At 64.1% G+C, this 20,617-nt stretch carries 19 protein-coding genes, 1 tRNA gene and 1 pseudogene; 12 read left to right on the top strand and 9 right to left on the bottom strand.

Going from position 1 to position 20,617, the window contains the following annotated elements; genetic code table 11:
- Positions 1 to 111: 111 nt before the first annotated feature.
- The 4 genes from A5705_RS19540 (at position 112) to A5705_RS19530 (ending at position 2,986) form a co-directional block, all read left to right on the top strand.
- Positions 112 to 1,449, top strand: coding sequence for a phosphoribosyltransferase family protein (locus tag A5705_RS19540; protein WP_067874796.1), 1,338 nt, complete (start codon positions 112 to 114; stop codon positions 1,447 to 1,449).
- A gap of 213 nt (positions 1,450 to 1,662) precedes the next feature.
- Positions 1,663 to 1,830: a hypothetical protein gene (locus A5705_RS28220; RefSeq protein WP_197516899.1), complete on the top strand. Its 168-nt coding sequence runs from the start codon at positions 1,663 to 1,665 to the stop codon at positions 1,828 to 1,830.
- Positions 1,831 to 2,063: 233 nt separating this feature from the next.
- Complete coding sequence (locus A5705_RS19535) at positions 2,064 to 2,516, top strand: hypothetical protein (RefSeq protein ID WP_156738271.1); 453 nt, start codon at positions 2,064 to 2,066, stop codon at positions 2,514 to 2,516.
- Positions 2,513 to 2,986, top strand: a complete 474-nt coding sequence (locus tag A5705_RS19530) for a DUF5709 domain-containing protein (protein ID WP_067874802.1) — start codon at positions 2,513 to 2,515, stop codon at positions 2,984 to 2,986. The genes A5705_RS19535 and A5705_RS19530 overlap by 4 nt, the downstream gene beginning before the upstream one ends.
- A gap of 28 nt (positions 2,987 to 3,014) precedes the next feature.
- Here the strand turns inward: A5705_RS19530 and A5705_RS19525 are convergent, their stop codons facing one another.
- From A5705_RS19525 to polX, 4 genes are all read right to left on the bottom strand, one after another.
- A complete protein-coding gene (locus A5705_RS19525; protein WP_068279379.1) occupies positions 3,015 to 3,899 on the bottom strand; it encodes a universal stress protein in 885 nt (294 codons plus the stop codon).
- A 7-nt stretch (positions 3,900 to 3,906) separates the two neighbouring features.
- Entirely contained in the window at positions 3,907 to 4,128 is a 222-nt protein-coding gene (locus A5705_RS19520) for a hypothetical protein (RefSeq protein WP_068279376.1), read from the bottom strand.
- A gap of 13 nt (positions 4,129 to 4,141) precedes the next feature.
- Positions 4,142 to 4,495 carry an ANTAR domain-containing protein gene (locus A5705_RS19515; RefSeq protein ID WP_068279373.1) on the bottom strand — a complete coding sequence of 118 codons (354 nt, stop codon included), beginning with the start codon at positions 4,493 to 4,495 and terminating at the stop codon, positions 4,142 to 4,144.
- A 182-nt stretch (positions 4,496 to 4,677) separates the two neighbouring features.
- Complete coding sequence (polX, locus tag A5705_RS19510; RefSeq protein WP_068279370.1) at positions 4,678 to 6,438, bottom strand: DNA polymerase/3'-5' exonuclease PolX; 1,761 nt, start codon at positions 6,436 to 6,438, stop codon at positions 4,678 to 4,680.
- 201 nt (positions 6,439 to 6,639) lie between these two features.
- Here polX and A5705_RS19505 point away from each other — a divergent pair, with 201 nt between their 5' ends.
- The 3 genes and pseudogenes from A5705_RS19505 to A5705_RS19495 all read left to right on the top strand — a co-directional run bounded on the left by A5705_RS19505 (position 6,640) and on the right by A5705_RS19495 (position 8,765).
- Complete coding sequence (locus tag A5705_RS19505; protein ID WP_067874813.1) at positions 6,640 to 6,861, top strand: hypothetical protein; 222 nt, start codon at positions 6,640 to 6,642, stop codon at positions 6,859 to 6,861.
- 42 nt (positions 6,862 to 6,903) lie between these two features.
- Positions 6,904 to 8,463 (top strand): annotated as a pseudogene (locus tag A5705_RS19500) (APC family permease); the annotation flags it as partial.
- Positions 8,464 to 8,692: 229 nt separating this feature from the next.
- Positions 8,693 to 8,765 (top strand) — tRNA-Arg (locus tag A5705_RS19495).
- Between the two features lie 47 nt (positions 8,766 to 8,812).
- Here A5705_RS19495 and A5705_RS19490 read toward each other — a convergent pair.
- Together A5705_RS19490 and A5705_RS19485 are read right to left on the bottom strand one after the other, a co-directional pair.
- A complete protein-coding gene (locus A5705_RS19490; protein WP_068279364.1) occupies positions 8,813 to 10,006 on the bottom strand; it encodes an IS481 family transposase in 1,194 nt (397 codons plus the stop codon).
- Positions 10,007 to 10,322: 316 nt separating this feature from the next.
- Entirely contained in the window at positions 10,323 to 11,174 is an 852-nt protein-coding gene (locus A5705_RS19485; RefSeq protein ID WP_068279361.1) for a hypothetical protein, read from the bottom strand.
- Positions 11,175 to 12,434: 1,260 nt separating this feature from the next.
- Between A5705_RS19485 and A5705_RS19480 the strand changes: the two genes are divergently transcribed.
- Positions 12,435 to 12,722, top strand: a complete 288-nt coding sequence (locus A5705_RS19480; protein WP_082956567.1) for a hypothetical protein — start codon at positions 12,435 to 12,437, stop codon at positions 12,720 to 12,722.
- Between the two features lie 76 nt (positions 12,723 to 12,798).
- Positions 12,799 to 13,662, top strand: coding sequence for a protein NO VEIN domain-containing protein (locus tag A5705_RS19475; RefSeq protein WP_197521300.1), 864 nt, complete (start codon positions 12,799 to 12,801; stop codon positions 13,660 to 13,662).
- A gap of 1,247 nt (positions 13,663 to 14,909) precedes the next feature.
- On the opposite strand, the gene A5705_RS27365 is transcribed toward A5705_RS19475, so the two are convergent.
- The gene (locus tag A5705_RS27365) at positions 14,910 to 15,245 is read right to left on the bottom strand and encodes a DUF732 domain-containing protein (RefSeq protein WP_197521299.1); all 336 of its coding nucleotides are present in this window, start codon (positions 15,243 to 15,245) and stop codon (positions 14,910 to 14,912) included.
- A 217-nt stretch (positions 15,246 to 15,462) separates the two neighbouring features.
- Between A5705_RS27365 and A5705_RS27880 the strand changes: the two genes are divergently transcribed.
- The gene (locus tag A5705_RS27880; protein WP_156763165.1) at positions 15,463 to 15,720 is read left to right on the top strand and encodes a hypothetical protein; all 258 of its coding nucleotides are present in this window, start codon (positions 15,463 to 15,465) and stop codon (positions 15,718 to 15,720) included.
- Positions 15,721 to 16,363: 643 nt separating this feature from the next.
- A complete protein-coding gene (locus tag A5705_RS27875) occupies positions 16,364 to 16,726 on the top strand; it encodes a hypothetical protein (RefSeq protein WP_156763164.1) in 363 nt (120 codons plus the stop codon).
- Between the two features lie 87 nt (positions 16,727 to 16,813).
- Here the strand turns inward: A5705_RS27875 and A5705_RS19470 are convergent, their stop codons facing one another.
- Entirely contained in the window at positions 16,814 to 17,101 is a 288-nt protein-coding gene (locus A5705_RS19470; protein WP_067874819.1) for a hypothetical protein, read from the bottom strand.
- 78 nt (positions 17,102 to 17,179) lie between these two features.
- On the bottom strand, positions 17,180 to 18,685 hold the full coding sequence (locus A5705_RS19465; RefSeq protein WP_082956565.1) for a DUF4185 domain-containing protein: 1,506 nt from the start codon (positions 18,683 to 18,685) through the stop codon (positions 17,180 to 17,182).
- Positions 18,686 to 18,997: 312 nt separating this feature from the next.
- Between A5705_RS19465 and A5705_RS19455 the strand changes: the two genes are divergently transcribed.
- Positions 18,998 to 20,419, top strand: a complete 1,422-nt coding sequence (locus tag A5705_RS19455; protein WP_067874824.1) for an MFS transporter — start codon at positions 18,998 to 19,000, stop codon at positions 20,417 to 20,419.
- Positions 20,420 to 20,617: the final 198 nt, after the last annotated feature.

Below are 20,617 nucleotides of genomic sequence, written 5' to 3'. Positions count from 1 at the left end.
GCCCTTCGGCGGACGGGCACGTCGCGCCACACTCGGGGCATGACGAAACTGGGCGACAGCGCTGATGGCAGGCGTCCGTTGGCCCGGCGGCTCGCATCGTTACGCGGCAGCATGAGGGTGTTCGATGATCGCGCCGACGCCGGCCGGCACCTGGCCGAACGCCTGAGCTCCTTGCGCGGCAAGGACATTGTGGTGCTGGGCCTGCCGCGTGGCGGGGTGCCGGTCGCCTTCGAGGTCGCCAAGGCACTGCGGGCGCCGCTGGATGTTTTGGTGGTGCGCAAGTTGGGCGTGCCGTTTCAGCCCGAACTCGCGTTCGGCGCCATCGGCGAGGACGGGGTGCGGGTGACCAACGACTCCGTGGTGGCCGAAGCCGACCTGTCCGAGGAGGAGATGGCGCGGGTCGAAGCGGAGCAGCGCGCCGAGCTGGCGCGTCGCTCGGAACGCTTCCGCCGTGGCCACGACCGCATCCCCATTGCGGGACGGATCGCGGTGATCGTCGACGACGGAGTGGCGACCGGCGCCACCGCCAGGGCCGCCTGCGAGGTGGCGCGCGCGCAGGGCGCAAGCAGGGTGATGCTGGCGGTTCCCATCGGCGGGCGCGATATCTTCGCCAGATTCGACGGATACGCGGACGAGGTCGTCTGCCTCGAGACGCCCGCGTTTTTCTTCGCCGTCGGCCAGGGCTATTGCAACTTCACCCAGACCTCCGACGACGAAGTGATCGCGCTGCTTGACCGTGCGCGGGCGGGGTTTCGCGAAACCGAGGGCGCCGGCACACCTGCCGATCCGCCGCTTCGTGACGAGGAGGTCCGGGTGAGCGCCGGGCCGACGTTGCTGGCCGGACATCTGACGATCCCGGAACGACCGGTCGGTGTGGTGGTATTCGCTCACGGTAGTGGGAGCAGTCGCCATAGCCCCCGCAACCGCCACGTGGCCGAGGTTTTGAACGCGGCGGGCCTTGCCACCCTGCTGTTCGACCTGCTCACCCCGGACGAGGAACGCAACCGCGCCAACGTTTTTGACATCGAGCTGCTGGCGCGGCGGCTCGTGGACGTCACCGGATGGCTGGCCAGCCAGCCCGATACCGCGGCCCTGCCGGTCGGCTACTTCGGTGCCAGCACCGGGGCCGGTGCGGCACTGGTCGCGGCCGCCGATCCTCGCGCGGGGGTCGCGGCGGTGGTGTCCCGCGGCGGCAGGCCCGACCTGGCAGGCGCGGCGCTGACCAAAGTTGTGGCACCGACATTGTTGATCGTGGGCGGTCACGACGACGTGGTACTGGGATTGAATCGACAGGCCCAGGCCATGATGCGGGTCGAGTGCCAGCTGACCATCGTTCCCGGCGCCACCCACCTCTTCGAAGAGCCGGGAACGCTCGAGCGAGTCGCGGTGTTGGCCCGCGACTGGTTCATCGATCACCTAACCCGCGCGGCCGTGGGCGCACAACCGTAACGCGGAGCACGAAAAGCCATGGAGCAAAGGTGCTATGGGAATGGAACCCGGTTGCCTGGTACGGACAGCGCCGTCCTCTGCGCGTCACCGCGACGCCGCACTCGCGCCTCCACAACCGGGCCTGCCGAAGCGATGCGCCGGAAGGGCCCCTTTGGCGACCGGGGAAGGCGCCGAGAACGATCACCGAGATAGCAAGGCCGGTAAGGGAGAACAATGGTCGTCGATCCAGAGTGCGCTCGCTGCAAGCAACCCATCGGGCCGGGATGGCTGTACCTGATCGCGCATCGCCGCGGCCAATCGCAGGTGGCCGAAGACGACGCGGTCCTCATCCACCTGCCCGATGAATGCCCACGGCTCGGGGAGCATGTTCCCCGCAGCTAGCCGAATTTCGCGGCGATGGGTCAACTCCGTTGAAGAGCAACGTAATCAAGGCGCGATCGGAGAGTCAGTACATCACGATGCCGACCACGGCTAAACGCCGGCATCCGGCCATACGGCGGAAGCTCGATCGCACGAACCGGATCTCACCCAGCAACCACCGCACCGGAGAAGAAAACCAAGACATGACCTTCGGCCCTCGCGAACAGCGGCCCGACCGCACGACACTGCACATCATGACCGCACACGACGACACCGCCCAAACCTGGCGCGACGTGGCCGACCAGCTCACCGCCGAGCAGATCGCCCAGCTCGAGGGCCTGGAACGCGACGAACCGCAGACGTTGCTCGAAATGGCGCGACAGTGGGCGGCCAAGAACATGACAACTGGGATGCCATTCGGCGATGTCGCGCCGCCCGACGGAGCGGTGCGGACGTTCGACTGGCAGCTTGACAGCACTTGGTTCCGCGACTTCGAGGGCACCGCGCGCCGCGGCGGGCCGGCCCGCGTTCAAATCTGCGGCCGACAGCAGGCCGACGGCTCCACGCGGCGGTGGATCGCCGTGCATACCCGCCACCTGGCGGCGCTGGATCCACCGTCGGCCCGCGAGCTGGCGGCCGCGCTGAGCGAAGCGGCCGACGAGATGGAGCGGCTCAGTGGCCGACACAACCCGGGGAGCAACTCATGAGCACCCACTACGGCACCGGCCCGGCGCCCGGCGAGTACAGCGGGGAGGACGACAACCAGCTGCAGCCCGAGGACACCTTGATCGACCGCGGCATGGACGACATCCTCGACGAGGGCTATTCGCCGCCCGAGCGACCGTATGGACGCGGCGCCTTCGGCCCGTCCGAAACCATGGACCAGCTGCTCGCCGAGGAAGAGCCGGATCCGGCATCGCGAATCGACGTCTTGCTCGATGAGACCGAGCAGCAGTGCTCCGACGAATCCGAGCGCGAAACCGAGTTTCCCGAGCGCGGTGAAGTGGGCCGCGCGCGAGCAGGCCGACTTGTGGCCCCGGACCTGGGATTTGGCGAAGACTCCGAGGCGGAGTTGGTCGCTGAGGACGTCGGGATCAGCGGGGGCGCAGCATCTGCGGAGGAGGCCGCGGTGCACATCATCGACGACGAGGTTCCCTTCCTCGAAGACGAGGAATAGCTAACCTGTTGGTCCGCCAGGCAACGCATTAGTCCCCGCGGGCGACGATCACCGGGATACGGGCAGCGTGTGCCACGGCATTGCTCACCGATCCGAGCGACATTCCGGCGAATCCGCCCCGGCCATGACTGCCGACCACGACAAGTTGGGCAGACTCGGATTCCTCGAGGAGATGGCGGGCCGGGCGGTCGAGCACCAGCCGGCGGTGAACGGTGACGTCGGGATAGCGTTCCTGCCATCCGGCCAGGCGTTCTGACAGGATTTCCGCTGCCCTCGATTGCAGGGCCGACCATTCCTTGCTCAGCACACCCGAGGTGTCCGAGTCCGTCCAGGCGTGGACGGCCACGAGGTCCACACCGCGAAAAGAGGCCTCGTCGAAGGCAATTGCGGTGGCCAGGTCCGACGCCCTGGACCCGTCGACTCCGACCAACACCGGTAACTGCGAGGACCCCAGCGGGATGGGGGCCTCCGCGTGGATCACGGCGACCGGGCAGTGGGCATGTTGGATCAATCCGGTGCTGACCGAGCCGAGCAAGATCCGCTCCGGCGCGTCTTGTCCGCGGCACCCGACCACCACCATGTACGCCTCTTCAGACAGTTCGATCAGGGTGGGGACGGGTGCCGCGCACACCAGTTTGCTGTCGATCTCAGGTCGATTGTTCTCCGGCGCACCGTCTTCGGCGGCTCGAATCGCATCGGCGATGACCCTGCGAGCCCGTTCCTTGTGCTCCCGGGAGAGGGCAGCCGGAAGGGGGACGCCGGGCCGGATGACGAGTGGGCTTGTGACATGGACGACGGTCAGTCCGACCCCGTGCATGGTTGCTTGGTGTGCGGCCCACTTTGCGGCGGTCGTCGACGACGGGGATCCGTCGACTCCGACTATGACACCCGAGTGTGTGCTGCGACCAGGCATTGGATCGTCACCAATTTGGTCGGTAGGGCCCGCCCAGCGACGCCATGTCGTCAATGAAAGAACGTTGTGGTGCAAGCGAATTGAACTGCATGATCGGCCAGAAGGCGCTATCGGCCGACGCCGCCTCCCCTCCGTGGACCGAAACCGACAGCTTCTCGATGTCATCGTCGACTGGACGAGCTTGCTCAGCGATGTCAGCGTCGGCGGCTTGCGAAGTCGGCTCGGTCACGGCACAGATCCCATCAGTTCGGCTTGAGCGTCGGATGCGTTGCCTTCACCGGCGGCTGTTGCGCCCGGTCGCAGTCACAGTCGTTACTCATTCTGCTCGCCAACAAGGCGCCCCAAGCTAGGTCAACGACCTCGATGAGCGCGGCATCCAAGTCGGAGGTCGGATAATTCTCGGCGATCGCCACGAGCGCATCGGCCAACTCCAGGGGGGCCACGCTGTGCCGTTTGGCCGTCTGCACAATGTCGGCGAACGCCTCGTCGAGGCTGCAGTGGCGCAGGGCAACCAGCACGCCTTCGGCGGCGCTAAGACTGCGCTGGCCGCTGCGGCGAGGATCCCTGCGGTGATCGGTGTCTACCTGCGGCTTCACCGTACGATCCCTTCTGCGGTGGTTGCGGAGCTGACCAGTACTGAGCAGTGGCTACGGTTAAATGTGCCGTGGTCACAACTTCGTGGCCATGCAGGTGATTTTTCGACGGCGTGCGGCCGACCGGTAGGGACCGAAGTCCCATCCCCGGTGGTCGTTCGTCGCCGCCGAGCTTTCCCGCCTGCTCAATGACGCCGGGAAGCGGCGCGGCGGTGTGCGGTGGACAGGCGGCGTCCCTTTGCCAGGAACGCGCGGAGCCGGTCGAGTGGCCAGGTGTTGATCACCTCGCCGGGCGATACCCAGCCGCGCTGGGCCACGGCGACACCGTAACGGATGTAGTCCAGGTGCGGGACCGCGTGGGCGTCGGTATCGATCGCGAAGACAACGCCATACTCGCGGGCACGACGCACGAGTTCGTCGTTGAGATCCAGCCGGTCGGGAAAAGCGTTGATTTCCAGGGCGGTATGGGTGCGTGCGGCCGCCGCGAACACCGCATCGACATCGAAGTCGATCGGCGGACGCCGGGCCACAACGCGGGTGGTCGGATGGCCGATGATGTTGACGTAAGGGTGTTCGATCGCGGCGACCAGGCGCCGGGTCATCTCCTCGGGGCTCTGGTCGAAATCGGAGTGCACCGAGGCAACCAGGACGTCGAAGCCGGCCAAGAAGTCGTCGTCCCAGTCCACCGAACCGTCGGCGGCTATGTTGAGTTCCGAGCCGTGCAACAACTCGATGCCATGTCGACGGGACAGCTCGGGCAGCTTACCGCGTTGTTGGAGCGCCTTTTCGGGCGTCATCCGTTGCATCGCCAGCTGGGTGGCGTGGTCGGTGATGGCGCAGTAGCGATAACCGCGCCGGGAGGCGGCCCCGACCATGTCGTCCAGGCTGGCGATGCCGTCGGTGAGATTGGTGTGCACGTGCAGGTCGCCGACGATGTCGTCCACCTCCACCAGGTCGGGAAGATGGCCCGCCAGCGCGGTTTCGACTTCGCCGCGATCTTCGCGCAAAACCGGAGGGATCCAGGGCAGCCCGAGCTTGCCGTAGATGTCGGCTTCGTCCTTCGACGCCAAGAGCTTGTTGGTGTCGGCCCGAAACAGCCCGTACTCGGACAATTTGAGCCCGGCCCGGACAGCCAATTCTCGGATGCGGATGTTGTGGGCTTTCGACCCGGTGAAATATTGCAGCGCCGCGCCCCAGACCTTCTCAGGCACCACCCGCAGGTCCACCTGGATGCCCTTCGTAGTCACCACCGAAGACTTCGTCGGACCGTGGGCCAGCACGCGATCGACCAACGGCATCGCGCAGAAGTCGTCCATGACCGATGCCGGGTCCTCGTCGGCGGCCACCAACAGGTCGATGTCGCCGACCGTGTCGCGCATCCGCCGCAAGGATCCCGCGTAGTCGACCCGGCTGACGTGGGGCAGCGCGGCAAGGCGCGCGACCAGATCCTCGGCGATGTCCAGAGCGATCGCCAGCGGCATGCGCCCGCCGACCTCCTGCATCTGGCGGATCGCGCGCGCCAGGTTGCGTTCGCTGGTCTCGCCCCAGCCCTTCAGGTTGCGCAGCTGCTCATCGTGCAACGCGTTGAGTAGCTCGGGCATCGACGAAATGCCCAGCTCTACATACACCTGATGAGCCCGCTTGGGCCCCAGCCCGGGGATTCCCAGCAGCGTGCGCAGCCCGGCCGGCAACTGCGCGTGTAGCTCCTCGAGGGCGGAGATGCGGCCTGTCTGCCTCAGCTCGAGCAGCTTTTCGGCGGTGTGCGCACCGACCGCCGGGATCGCCATCAAACCTTTGCGGTCAAGAGTGTCCAGATCGATGGGGTGGCCCGCGACCGAGCGGGCCGCCTTCTCGTACGCGCGTACCCGATAGGGGTCGCCTCCGGAGATGGCGATCAGATCGGCCAATTCCTGCAGGGCCTCGGCCGCAACGTCATTCGAACGCATGAAACATCCCGCCAAACCAAGCCGTGCACCTGTTGTCGACTAGATACAGGATGAAGCGCAGCACGGCTGCTGGTCAGCAGGCTAAAGACCCTATTGTTGGGACTCCTGACCACGGAACCGGAGGACCTCCGACTCCCCCAGTTCGCGCTCGCAGCGGTAGCCTCAAGAATTCGATCGGCCCGATCCGGAGGACTGTTCAGCATGCAGATGTGGATCCAAATTGACGGCCACGACGAAGATGACGAATATCCGGACGGCGCCACCTATGAAGTGCTCACGGGCGGCGTCTTAAAGGTCAGCAGCGGCAAGGATATTCACCTCTACAGTCCGGCGTACTGGCAAGAGGTCACGATCGACACCCGCGCCGCGGGCGAGCGAGCCGAACCAGCCCAACAGGTTGACGAAGATCTCAGATGGCAGTGATCGCCACGGCGCCACGTTAAGCGCGGCGAACATTCCGGCGCAATGAGCAACGGTGAGGTCGCGATCGGTCCGGGCAGCGAGGCCGCGACCGTCGAGAGCAAAGGCCTCAGGGGCGGCGCGCTCGGCCTTCTCTCGAGCGTCGTGGTCGGCTTGGCGTCCATGGCACCGGCCTACAGCCTTGCCGCGACATCGGGTCTCATCGTAGCGAACGGCGGTGGGCTGCTCGCCGGCGTCAAAGCCCCTGCGATCGTTCTCATTTCATTCATCCCGATGTACTTGGTCGCCGTCGCCTACCGGGAATTGAACAGGGCCGAACCGGACTGTGGCACCACGTTCACGTGGGCATCGCGGGCATTTGGACCCATCGCCGGATGGCTCGGCGGTTGGGGGATCATAGCCGCGCAAGTAATTGCGATGGCGAACCTGGCCGAGGTCTCCGCGTCGTACTCGTTCAGGTTCGCCAGCAACCTCGGCTGGCATTCGGTCGCGGATCTGGCCAACAACAAGTTCTGGTCGACGGTGATAGGCGTCTTCTGGACTGTCGTGATGACCTATGTTTGCTATCGCGGCATCGAGGTCTCGGCCGGGCTGCTGTACGCTCTGCTATCCACTCAAATCGTGGTGCTGAGTGTCTTTTCGGTGGTTGCGCTGGTCAAGTCGTATACCCATAACGCCCAGGCCTTTTCGCTGCATCCGTCGCTGTCCTGGTTCTGGCCGGGCGGTCTTGATGTCGAGAAGACCATCGCCCCAGCGGTTCTCATGGCGATCTTCATGTATTGGGGCTTCGACACCGCTGTGGCATGCAACGAGGAGTCCGACGACCCCAGCCGCACGCCGGGCCGGGCCGCCATCATCTCGACTTTCCTGCTGCTGGCGACCTACGCCCTGGTGACCGTGTCGGCCGTCGCGTTCGCCGGTGTCGGGACGCGGGGTATCGGGCTGGGCAACCCGCACAACTCGAAAGACATCTTCGCATCCATCGGTTCCGAATTGTTCGGCAAAGGCGTCCTCGGGACGACTGCACCGCTGTTGCTGGCGGCGTCGATCCTCACGTCCGCCCTCGCGTCGACACAGACGACGATCTTGCAGACCGCGCGCACCACCTTGTCGATGGGGCTGTACAAAGCGCTACCTGACTCCTTCGCGAAGACTCACTCTCGCTACCTCACGCCGACCACGTCCACAATCGCGGTCGGCGTGGTGTCCATCCTTTGCTACATCCTCTTCACGCTCATCAGCGAGAACCTGCTTGCCGCGCTGGTCGGATCGGTTGGGTTGATGATCGCGTTCTATTACGGGCTTACCGGGTTTGCGTGCGCCTGGTACTACCGCAACACCCTTACCGGATCGGTGCGGGACTTTGTGATGCGCGGCGTCGTTCCGTTGCTGGGTGGCATGGGCCTGCTGATTGTGCTGATCTACGGGCTAATCCAGTATGCCAAGCCCGGGTGGCTGACCGACGACGACGGCAACAACATCACCATCCTCGGGTTCGGCGCCGTCGCGGCGATCGGCATCGGCGCACTGGTGCTCGGATTGATTCTGATGGTGGTCTGGTGGGCGATAGCGCCGGGATTCTTCCGGGGCCGCACCATGACGCGCGTCCGCACCGGAGCGGATGCCGGTGGGGACGTCGTTCGACCGGCAGGCCCATGACGACGAGGCTCGCCGTAGCCGGCCCCGGAGGCCGCGCGTCACGCGGTTATCGCCGCGCCCGCTACACTCATACCCGCAGATCACCACGACCGGACCTCGAGCCCGCAACCGCACCACGACCCGCGCCCAAGGCCTCGACCAGCTAGGTTTAGTCAGGTACTCAAAGGCGTCCCTCGCCCTCGTAGCTCAGGGGATAGAGCACGGCTCTCCTAAAGCCGGTGTCGCAGGTTCGAATCCTGCCGGGGGCACCCTGTCATGTCTCGGGACATCGTTGACAGGTGTCCCGAGACATGGTTTACACCTCTGGCCTGTTTTCGGGGCTGTTTCCGCATTTGACGCCGCGTGGTTGGTAGTCGCGGGTGGGATCAAGTGTGAGTTTGCGGATGAGCCGGCCGGTGTGGCGGTGCAGCACGCGGATGTCGAGGTCGTTGATCAGCACGGTGACGTGGGTGCCGCGCAGGTGTTTGGACACGCCGATGTGGTGCAGGCGGCTGTTGTAGCGCAGGGTGATGACGCCGGCGGCGTCGATCCGGTCGTGGCGGATCCGGTAGTGCGGTGGGATGAGGTAGCCGGTGGGGAAGGCTTTGGGTCGAGCGTCAAAGGCCTGGTGGGGTGTGCGCCGGTGGACCGCCCGGTGTGGGCGGATGGTGTTGTAGTAGGCGCTGAATTCGTTGAGCTGGGTTTGCAGTTCGGTGATCGATCGGGCCGGTGGTTGGGCGGCGAGGCGTTTTTTGAGGGTTTGGTGGAACCGCTCGATTTTGCCGCAGGTCTGGGGGTGATAGGGGCGGGAGTTGATGTAGGTGATGCCCAGCTCGCCGAGGGTGATTTGCAGGGCGGTGCGCCCGCCGCGTCGGGGTGTGGCGGTGAAGATGGCGCCGTTGTCGGTCAGTACCGCGGCGGGGGTGCCCCACTTGGTGAAGGCGGCCAGGAAGGTGTCGACCACGTCCGGGCCGGTCATGGTGGGGGCGGCGATGCTGGCCAGGGCCAGACGGGAATGGTCGTCGAGGAGGTTGAGGATTTCGGCGTCGGTGTCATCGGCGAGGTGCCAGTGGGTGACGTCGGCTTGCCACAGCTCGTTGGGTTGGTCGGCGGCGAAGCGTTTCCAGGCCGAGCGGGGCCGTTTGTGGGGTTGGGGGGTGACGAATCCGCGTTTGTGCAGGATGCGCCAAATGGTTGATACGGCAGGCACTTCGGTGAGGGTGGGGTCGCGGGTGAGGTGTTCGGCGATGGTGGCCGCGCCGGCGTCATAGCCCCGTTTGGACAGCGATTTGCGCAGCCGCACGATGCGGTCTTCGACCTCGGCGCTGATGGCATGTCGATGGTGATGCGGGCGCCGCGAGCGCGGCTCGAAGGCCGCCGGCCCGTCGGCGTGGTAGCGGGTGACCAGCTGGTGTACCCAGTAGCGGGAGAGCTCGTAGTCGCGGGCGACCTCGCTTTTGCTGCGTCCTTCGAGCACGACGGCGGTGATGACCAGCTGCGCCTTCGACATGGTCGACCTCCCACAACAGCAGAGGTGTCAACTATGTCGCGAGACATCTGTCAACTATGTCGTGGAATCAGACACTGCCGGGGGCACCCTTGCCGGGGGCACCCCTGTCACCCCAATATACGCAGTTCAAAGCACATTTCTGACCAACGTCGCCAACAGCTGGCTATCTGGTGGCTATCGTAGCCTCGCAGGTCCAGCGAAACCACGTTTGCCGGGCGTACAACTGACAGTTGGATACCCTCAGGAGAATGTCCGGTCAGCAGGTCGAATACTGCCCGGCGCAATTAGATGCCTCTGCCGCTGGCTTGCACGGCCATCACCCGGCGGTCACCCAGCGGAACATGGCGATAACACCGGCGGCGGCCGCAAGGAAGATGGCCCCGCCGACGGCGGCAAAAACGACATCAAGGGCAGCAACAAGCACAACAAGGGCAAGATGCTTCCCGCCACCACGGAGAGCGGCCGGCTTTACGGATAGCTCTTCGCTGTTCGCAGTGTCCGAGGAGGCTGGCCGCATCGACTCACACTCTTTGCGATCTTCACGGGTCGGCAACGAAAAGTAAAATGTCCTTGCTTTGATCAAGGACCCGATCTCCCACCCGGCACCAAGAATCAATGCGAGTCCAGCTATGAGGCGAAACTTCCACCCACCGGTTGTGGTCGCAAAACCCCATCCTATCGCTACGACAAAAACTGCAAATAGCCACATGAACCCGTATTTTAAAATTGACCACATTGACTGACGTATTGTTTGTGGGGATTTCCACTTTAGCTCGTAAAGGCAGTATGTCGAGGAAAATTCGGTCCACTGCGACTGGCCCTGAAGAAACTTCCATGCCGCCGCGCGGATTTTGTTGTATCGAAGTAAGTTATTGTACGCCAACATTGTGCGCACGAAGAACCGAAAAAGCAACGGGAACACGAGGACGAGGACCATTACCGAGATCGGTGATAATGCCGGGATCCCTTCGATCATGTGAGGGGGCTGCGTGCCCGTCGTTCCGCCGGCACCCTTAAACAACTCGCCAGCACCCAGCACGCCCAGTAATGCGGTTAGCAGCCCCGACGCAAGCGTGAGGTTGGAGTACATGGTCGAGAAGTTCTGACTGACTTCCCGACCTGCATCTTGGTAGGTAACGGTGGCTAACTGGCGTTGGTCTTCCGACATAGCAACCTCACTTGCTCTGGCGACTTTGCCCGCGAACTATGTGGAGTGGAGTCCACGCATAGACCAGTTGACTCCAATAAGGATTTGGCCTCCGCGATGGTATAGCCGCGTGTCCACGTGCCGAGGCCCGTAATGAAACCGTCACCTCTTCGTCGCTTATTCTTTGCCGCGTTCACATCGGACCAACCCCGAAGACTTAGCAGCAGCCTTCCATCATTTGTCAGCCGTGCTCGCAAATCTCGGAGGATGCTGCAACGTAGCGCGGGGTCAGGGATGAACTCAATCACATGAGTTACCGTAATGATCCGATATTTTCGCTTAGTTTCCGCTAAATCAGTTATCACTCGCACATTTGGGTAATCCTCGACCCACTTGCTGTAAAAATCGGTCCGGGCTTCGATGCTGGCTCGTGTCTCCAACGCATCAACTATCCAATTTCTGCGGACCAGAGCATCGGCCTCGGCAAGCAGTCCAGCGCCAAACACAAGTGCTATCCCGGGCTTAGCGAAGACACCCAAAGAATCGCACCATCGGAATAAAGGTGAGGGATGTTTAAAGCGCCTTGCGCTCAAGTGTTGGCGAGGTTCGTATTTGCCGTTTGACGTCAAAGTCAGCGCCGCCCCCATAATCGCTAACAAGATGCCCGGCACCGACTGCCTTTAGCACAGCTGCCTCGGTGGCCAGGCCCGGCAGATCCTCCACAGTTAACGTGAGTGGTACGTAGTCACCTGTACGCGTGAAGAAATCTAGCCGAACAACGGCTGCAAGACGGGCATTTTGTGGGTGGCGCGTGTTGTCGACTTCCCATAACTCCCCTATTTCGCCATGACGAAGCGATTGGACAGTTTCAGGGGCGAACTGACAGGAGCGATAGCCCCACGGTATCCATGTCGTTCCAGACGCCAAGGTGCGCGTCAAGTGCCTGTATGGGCCCTCGGAGCAGTAGGCGAAGATAATCCTGCGCTCAGCCACGCCCCAACGTTACGACATTGCACCGACAAGCGCTGGTAACTGCTGGTCAGGGCCGTACAGCCACGGGAAACCTACTTGGAGGATTTTGTGACATAGCACTGGCACTCCGTCATGAAAGATCACCAGCAGCACCACCCGACCGCGCGGCACGGCGTCGGCGACTGTCCCGGTGAGGGCGAGATTGAAAGCGAAGCGATCCGCCCTTGGCGGGTTGGATCGCCACGATCCCGCCTTGGTGGACGCCCTAGGGCTGGTGGGGCTGGCATTGGCGCTTCATACGATGAGGTAATGGCGTTAGGCGATGTTCGGCATGAAGATGTGCTCGGCGCGATTGCTCTATTGGACGATCCCGTCGAAGGTCCGAGACTTCTCGACGAGCTTCACTTCGGGCCAGCCAAGTACCTCCGACTGATCTACAGGGGCAAGTTTTACGACTCCAAGGCGGTCGTGGGGATAGCGCACGGTCTGGGCGATGGGCGCGAGTACCTAACTCGCCGGGAGTTCACCGGCGGCGAGGAGAGTGTCGTACGAGTCCTCGAACGGCTGGGGTTCTACGTCGACAGGGGATTGCTATAGGGCATCACTCAACTGCGTGTCGATCGAACCCATGGCAAGCCAGCCGCATACCAGTACGTCGTACTCCTATGGGCTATTGCCCGAGCACGATCTGGGCTGCCCCGCATGGTCCCCGTTCAACCAGGTCCGTGCCGAGCTAGCGCAAATCCTTGCGCCGTTCGCGGTTGCGCAGGCCGCGCCGGACCCCGTCATGCCTTGGAGAGCGCTAGACGGATCGATGCTGTGGGAGTTGGAGAAGCCGTCGGGCGCGACATCAGTCAGCGAATCAGACGTAAAGTCGCTCAATCTCCGCGCTGGTCTATCGGAGTTGATGTACAACCGCATCCCCGACGGTGACGCCTCCTACCAAGGTGGGGGCAAAGGCTTCGCTGGGATAGCGGTCGACGTGATCGCCACGTTGGTAGGGAGCGAACCGGGGTTTTCCCCGCTATTGGAGCAACTTGGATTAGCTGATCTGAGGTCCGTCGCGAGAGCCGATGAATCCTCTGAGGTCGCGGACGCGATCGCTGCGGTCGAGTCGGTGAGTAATCCGCGACGCAAGTTCGGTAGACGCCTCACCGCAGAGGAGAATCTGGCGATCGAGATGCGAGCGGTTTTCGTGACCCGCGAGCACTTCGAGGATGAGTTGGGTTACAGGACTGAGGATGTCGGAACGTATGACTCCTACGACGTGCGGGCGAGCAATGGTCAACAAGTCATCAAGATCGAGGTGAAGGGCACGACCACGGATGGTGCAGCGGTTGTCTTGACGAGGAACGAGGTCAATCTCCACCGAGTGGAGTATCCGAACAACGCCCTCGCGGTTGTTCGCAACATCGTCCTTGATCGGAGTGGCGGTCGACCAGTTGCAACCGGCGGAGAGTTAATTCTTGTTATGCCGTGGGAGATTAACGAGGGCGGTCTGGTACCCATCGCCTATGACTACCGCACTGGCGTCTGAATCCGCTCGCAAGTCGACCAGCGTCATTCCACGAGTTGGACGGTGCCGGCCTCGTCGACCGTCCAAACTTCGATTCCCAACAGCCGTCGCACTTCATCCGAGACACGGAGAGCAGACCGTCGAGCAGATTCAGGCACGACCAAGGCGTATCGAACTCGCTCTTGCTGATCTCGCATCCTTCGAAGCAGTTGCCCATACGCGGTGTCCACGTCCAGCCCAGGCTCCGAAGTCGTTCCCTTGACCTCGGCAACCCCGCCGTCGTCTCACACGCCTTGTACGCCGCCGACAACTCCACACGCCGGTCAACCGCCGCACCAATCATGGACAAGATGTCCTGCTCGGCCGCCGTCCATTCCAGTTGCTCCCCAGACGCTTTCGCAGATGCCGCAAGCTCGACATTCAGCGCGGCCAAAAGCCGTTGCGCCTCTTTGGTTTTCGGTCTCTTGACAGCCATCAGCCCAGCATATCAGCCCCACCGGCGACGACCTGCGTTTATGCGTGCGCAGCCGGATCACCTGTTTCGGCCATGGGCCGCCTGGGGGGGGTGGACCGGGGGAGGGTGATCAGCGCCCCGTCGCAGGGTCGGTGCTGATCGGATGGTCGCTCAGTGTGGGTTGTGTCGCTGTTTTGTTTGGTGAGCGGCGAGCGGGGCGTGTTGCGCATGGGGCAGCGTTCGCACCACACGCCATCCCGTGGGGTGTTGCGCGGTTGGGTTGATGCACAGCGTGCGTCAGCAAGTTGACCGGATTGCCCCAGTGCCCGGCGGCACTCCCAGTCGGCTTCGCATGGTGGGCCGGTGGCTTCGCTACCAAAAGAGATGGGGGGTGGTTGCCGGTGCCGTCCGGCCCTTGCTCGAAACTGGGCAAAATGTGGTCACGGCGCTGGCGGCGGTGGGCCAATAGGGAAATCCGGCGGCGTCGGGAACCAGGTGCAAGAGCCGGTTGCGGTGGTGAGGCTGGTGATGTGCCAGTCGCATTCATCGCGGGAACCATCAGGGTAAGTGCAGGTGGAGTGTGATGCCCCGAACATTCCGATGCCGCCGCACTGCCCATTCGCGTTCGCAATGCATACCTGATGGGCCTGCGGGTTGGTCTTGTCGGTGCATTGCCCCGCCGCGTGCGCCGACGTTGGCGGTATCAACATCCACGCGACCAACACCGCCGCGGGGGGCACAGCTTTCAACCACATGATTCGATTCTTTCGGTCGCGGGGTCGCCGAAACGGATAGATCATTGTTCTCACCTCGTTTACATCTTTTTGCCGGGGCAATAGTGCCGATCCGGCGCACTGAGGAACTGCGTTGAAGCACGCATCTCAGTGAGATCGACCGCCGACGGGTCAACGTTTGGGTCGATGAACTTGCGGATGATGTCGGTCATGACCGCTGAGTCGCCTCTAGCGGTGCCGATATTGGCGCAGGCGTAGTGCGCTTCGCTCACAGCGTCATTGGAATCGAAACTTAGCGTAGCCCATTGGCTTTGGCTACGCAGGTCTCGCAGGAATGCGTCATCTGTGTCGTCGGCGCGGGCAGTGGCCGCCAACGTTAAGCTGGCGGCGGCCAGCGCCGCGAAGGCTCGTTTCATCATTGCTTGTCGCCCCCACCGTTTTACCTAGTGGGCATTGACCAGCTTGGGCAAGAATTAAACCTCTAGCACTGGATTACTTGAACGTTAATATCAAGCCCAACTATTCGACCGATGACAAATTAACTATTCGATCGGGTGACAATCCGTCTGCGTTTTGAGCGACGAGCGCCAGGGAACACTCAGATCGACTGAAGGACTGACAACGGGGAACGCCATGACCATCACGACTAGGGTCGCTTCAGCTGCTGCCACGGTTGCTGCTCTTGCCATGTTCGCAGCACCGCTGGCTCAAGCCGATATCCCGACCGTCCACGCCGAAAGCCCTAGCACCTCATGTACAGATTGGGGTAACTACACGGTGTGCCGCACGACGTCGTATGACATCAGAACCGGCGAGGGCTACACCATGGATTGCTACTACTACAACGATGGCACCAGCAAATGCAGTTGCAGCGGCTCGCTCTGTTCGTGAAGAGCGTCGTTTAGCGGTTCGGTGACCTAGTCGAGTGCCAATCACCGTGTGCCTGACCGGCACCTGCCTGAGTCGCGGCGTCCTGCGCTCCGGGCGGCCTCACGTTCTCTGCCATCGTCCAGGCCGCTCTTCCTCTAATCGAATTGCCGCCATCACCAGGGCATACCGCGCCGTTTGCGTGGCGCACGTTCAGGCGGTGCCGGTGCTCCGAAGTCCGAGAGCTTGCCCGAGCGGTAAGCGCCCATCCAATCGCCGGAGCCGTTGACGATCTGCTGCGGCGTTGTCGGCCCCGGCAGGGCGGGTCTCGCTGACACTGCCGCAGTCGGTGCCGGTGGCTGCGGCGCCGCGCAGAGCTCAGGCAGTGATGCAGTGCGGCCCCGGAAACAAGCACTCGGCTCGGGAGTCAAAGCGCGCTTTTGCGCCTGCAGGCGGCGGTGCCGTCAGCCCAAGTCGCGAGTCCACGACGGCAGCTCCCTGATGCAGAATTTGGCTGACTCCAGGGATGCGTTGACTGGCCTTTCGCACGAATTCGGCAACCTCCGATGCCCGCGGGCGAATTGATACTGCCCGGCTTTAGAACGGAAACACCCTTCAATGCCGTGCACCGCTAGAGTCAATCCGTCAGTCAACGAAAGGCGCGGCCATGTCTGACAACGAGAACCCCGCTGAAGCCCACTGGGATGATCCCCAATCGCTCGCCGAAGAAGCATTCCACGCCAGTCAGCGAGCGCAGCATGCACGGCGAGATGCGCAGGCGGCCCAGCGATCTGCAGCCGATAGTTTGGACGCCTCCGCGGACAGTCACGACCGAACTGCTAAGGCATACGAGGAATCTGCTGAGCAAAACGAACGTCGGCGGGATGAATACGGGCGCCACGCGGCTCAACACCGCAAGTACGCTCAGGAAGACCGCTGCATTGCCCAGCGGCTGCGCCAAATGGCAGAAAATGACTTCGTGGGCCGCCCTCCCCCTGCCTCCTCGAGCGGTGAGGAGTCATCCACGTAACTGCGCCCCGCCTCCGCGCAGGGCGCTAGCTGCTCATCTGGTGTGTTAGCTCGGCTCATGCTTGACACGCTCGCATGAGGGCGCGAGTCACCCGCCGGCCGAGTCCGCCGCCGCCATCAACGCCCTGGCCAACTTCCGGGCTTGGGGCAACGTCATGACCGGGGTATCGGGACAGTCGATGATGATCTCGCGCAACGCGCGGCCGTCCGCGTACTGCACACCGATGACGGACACCACGATGTCGACGCGTCCCGCATCGCCGGTGGCGTGCTTGATTCGCCACTCGGGGCCGTCGAATGCCCGGAAGCCGACCCCGAAGTCTTCCCATTCACCGACGCGGGTCGCGCGGGCGGGTGGTGCAAGGTTGGGTTTCATGGCTCGATCGTCTGCGGGATGCCGCCGGCGGGCACGAGTAGTGCACTACTTCACTCGGATTGCGTACGCCGCAAACGGCTACGGCAACACGGTGTGCATCAGCATCACGTCGTATGCCGACCACAGCGACAGGTTGAAGTACAGGTCCCTGCCCGACGACCAGGGGTGGATCATCGGCGCGTAGATGCCACCCGGCATCGAGAACGCCGACACCAGCGGCTGCTCCCCGCTCCACGGTCCCGTCGGCGTGGGCGCGGTCCGCGCCACCACGTCGTTGCTGCCGCCGTTGGTGTACAGCACCAGATACTGCTTGAGGTAGCTGTTGTACTGGGCCGACATCTCGCCGACCGGGCCGGGCCACAGCGGCGTTGCCGCACCGGGATTGGCCGCGACCCAGTGCCCGCCGTTGTCGCCGTTCCAGTACTGGTACTTGCTCAGGTCGGGCAGGTAGTTCGGGGGAACCCGCGCCAGAAATGCCGCACCGCCGCGGCCCGACGGCGTCCCGAACTGGTACAGGTAGCCGTCGTTGCCCTTCATGAACGCGCCCATCTGGAAGTTCTCGTTGCCGGGCGTGAACCCCATCCCGGGGATCGCGTCGGCCGAGGCCGTGCGGATGGTGCTCGGGAAGATCCCCCAGTTCTGGCCGTTGTCAACGGATCTCGCGATCGCCGAGTAGTTGGTACTCCATTCCCCGTCGCGGCCCCACTGCCTGATGGACATGTAGCTCATGTACTGGGTTCGCCCGAGGGAGATGGCGGCGGTCGGGATGATGCCCGTCTCGTGCGTCGCCTTGTGGATGGTATTGACGACCTGCTTGGAAAGCCCGGTGGTCCACACCGGCGAGCCGGAGTAGCGGTCGTTGGGCACACCCTCGGCGATGTGAATTCCGTGCGACAGGTCGCGGTCGGAACTGCGGAACAGCACGTTGTATCGCCACTGCTGGCCGTGCACCTTGCAATAGCCGAAGGTGTCACCGAACGCCATCAGGACCTGACGGTTGGCGGGATCGCCGTTGTCCCAAGCGATCCCGAGGTCGGTACCGGAGATGCCGAAGCGCTGCAGGGTCTTGTTGGGGCCGTCCGTTCCGGTCACCCAGTCGACCAGTGACGTCGGTGCCCCCGCGATGTTGGCGGGAGGCGGCGGCGCCGGTTGCTGGGCCGGCTGGGGTGCGGGCTGCGGCTGAACGGGTGCCGCGTTGGGCTGCAGCTGATTGGCGTTCGGCGGCTGCGGCATGCCCGGCGGCTGCGGATTGGGTCCGGGCGGCGGAACGACGCCCGCCTGGGGTTGGATCGGCGCGGAGTAGCGCTGGCCCCCCGCTCCCGGCCTCATGAAAGAACTGATCAGCGGGCCCAACTTGGGCAAGGGCGCCTGGTCGTTCGTGTGCGAGGGCCTGCGCCCCGTCGGCGGTTGGACGACCGGCTGGGGCGCGGGCATCGCCGGCGGCGCGGCCGGGGGGTCGACGTTGGCTTCCGGCGCGCTGCAGGGTGTGGCGTTCGCCGACGGCGCGGGACCTATCGCCACGAAGAAACCGACGGCGGTCACCGACGCCACCGATAGCGATAGGACTCGGGGAATCGCCGTCAAAGTCGTACCTTTCCAGGGGCGGGGCCGTCGCATTGACGTCCGCGGTTGGCTCATGTGACGATAGTGATTCGCGTGGCTCGTGTGACCAGTGATCTGCCGATAGGTATGCATCCGTGACCGTGTCGCAACGCATCGGTTTCCGGCCGAGACGCCTGCGCTTGTCGCTGCGAGGTGGCACAACGGCACATCCCCGGGATCATGTCGACACTCTCGAGCCCGAGGGGCGGAGCCCGCCGAGCCGCGGTACGCTGCCCACCGCCAGCACACCCCGGTCGGCGCCCCGCGCGGGCGCTCCACCAAGGAGGCCATCCGGTGAGTGTCCCTGATCAGTTGCAGCCGGATCCGTTCCAGCGGCCCGGGTTTCTTCGGCGGGTGGTCGCGGCGTCCATGGCCGGCACCGTCGTCGAATGGTACGAGTTCTTCCTGTACGGCACGGCGGCCACGCTGGTGTTCAGCAAGGTGTTCTTCCCGCGCGGGGGCAACGAGCTCGACGCCATCCTCGCCGCCTTCGTGACCTACGCCGTCGGCTTCGCCGCCCGCCCGCTCGGCGGGCTCGTCTTCGGCCACTTCGGGGACCGGTACGGGCGCAAGAAGCTGCTGCAGTTCAGCCTGCTGTTGGTCGGCGCCGTGACCGTCCTGATGGGCTGCCTGCCGACCTTCGCGCAGATCGGCTACTGGGCCCCCGCGCTGTTGGTGGTGCTGCGCTTCTTCCAGGGCTTCGCGGTGGGCGGCGAATGGGGCGGCGCGGTGCTGCTCGTCGCCGAGCACAGCCCCAAGGACAGCCGCGGTTTCTGGGCGAGCTGGCCGCAGGCGGCGGTGCCCGTCGGCAACATGCTGGCCACCGTCGTGCTGCTGGCTCTGACCTCGACGCTGTCGGACGCGGCGTTTTTGAGCTGGGGCTGGCGTGTCGCGTTCTGGTTGTCCGCGGTCGTCGTCCTGATCGGCTACTACATCCGCACGAAGGTGACGGACGCACCCATCTTCCTGGCGGCCCAGCAGGAAGCCGAGCGCTCCAAGACCACCCGGCTCGGTGCCCTCGAGGTGTTAAGGCGTTACCCGCGTGGCGTTTTCACCGCCATGGGCTTGCGCTTCGGTGAGAACACCATGTACTACCTCGTGGTCACCTTTTCCATCACCTACCTGAAGGTGCAGGTGCACGCCAACACCAAGGTCATCCTGTGGTGGCTGCTGGCCGCCCACGCCGTACACTTCGTGGTCATTCCACTGGTCGGCCGTCTCAGCGACCGATTCGGCAGGCGCCCAATCTATTTCATCGGCGCCCTCTGCGCCTGCACCTGGGGCTTCTTCGCCTTCCCGATGATGGACAGCCGGCGCAACGCGGTCATCATGGCGGCGATCGTCATCGGTCTGGTGTTCCACGGCCTCATGTACGCGGTCCAGCCGGCGGCCATGGCGGAGATGTTCCCGACCCGGATGCGCTACTCGGGGGTGTCGCTGGGCTACCAGGTCACCTCGATCGTGGCCGGCTCGCTGGCACCGATCATCGCGGTTCGGCTGCTCGAAACGTACAAGTCTTCGGTGCCGATCTCGTGGTACCTGGCGGCCACCGCGGCGGTGAGCGCGGTCGCCGCCCTGGCCGCGCGCGAGACCAAAGGCATCGACCTGGCGGCCGTCGACCTCGCCGACGCCGAGGCCCTCCGCGGACGCGCGGCCACCCCCGCCGCGGAATCGGATGGACCGGAGCCGACCGCGCTCGTCGAAGGCCCGGTTTAGCGCTGGCGGCGCCCTGAACAGCGCAAAGCCGAATCCACCGAGATCAGCACGCATTCTCGGGTCGGCGGCCGCGTTGATTCCCAATGTTTGTCAACCCCGCCGCGCGGTAATGATGCAAAAGAGGCGTGCGCGTCGGCCGGCCTTCGCGCCCGTCTAGGTCCCGTCGGTTCAGCCCGAGAGCCGACGGGGCCGCCCTCG

Source organism: Mycobacterium sp. E787 (assembly GCF_001668725.1).
GTDB lineage: Bacteria > Actinomycetota > Actinomycetes > Mycobacteriales > Mycobacteriaceae > Mycobacterium.
This window is presented reverse-complemented; position numbering and strand designations above follow the sequence as displayed.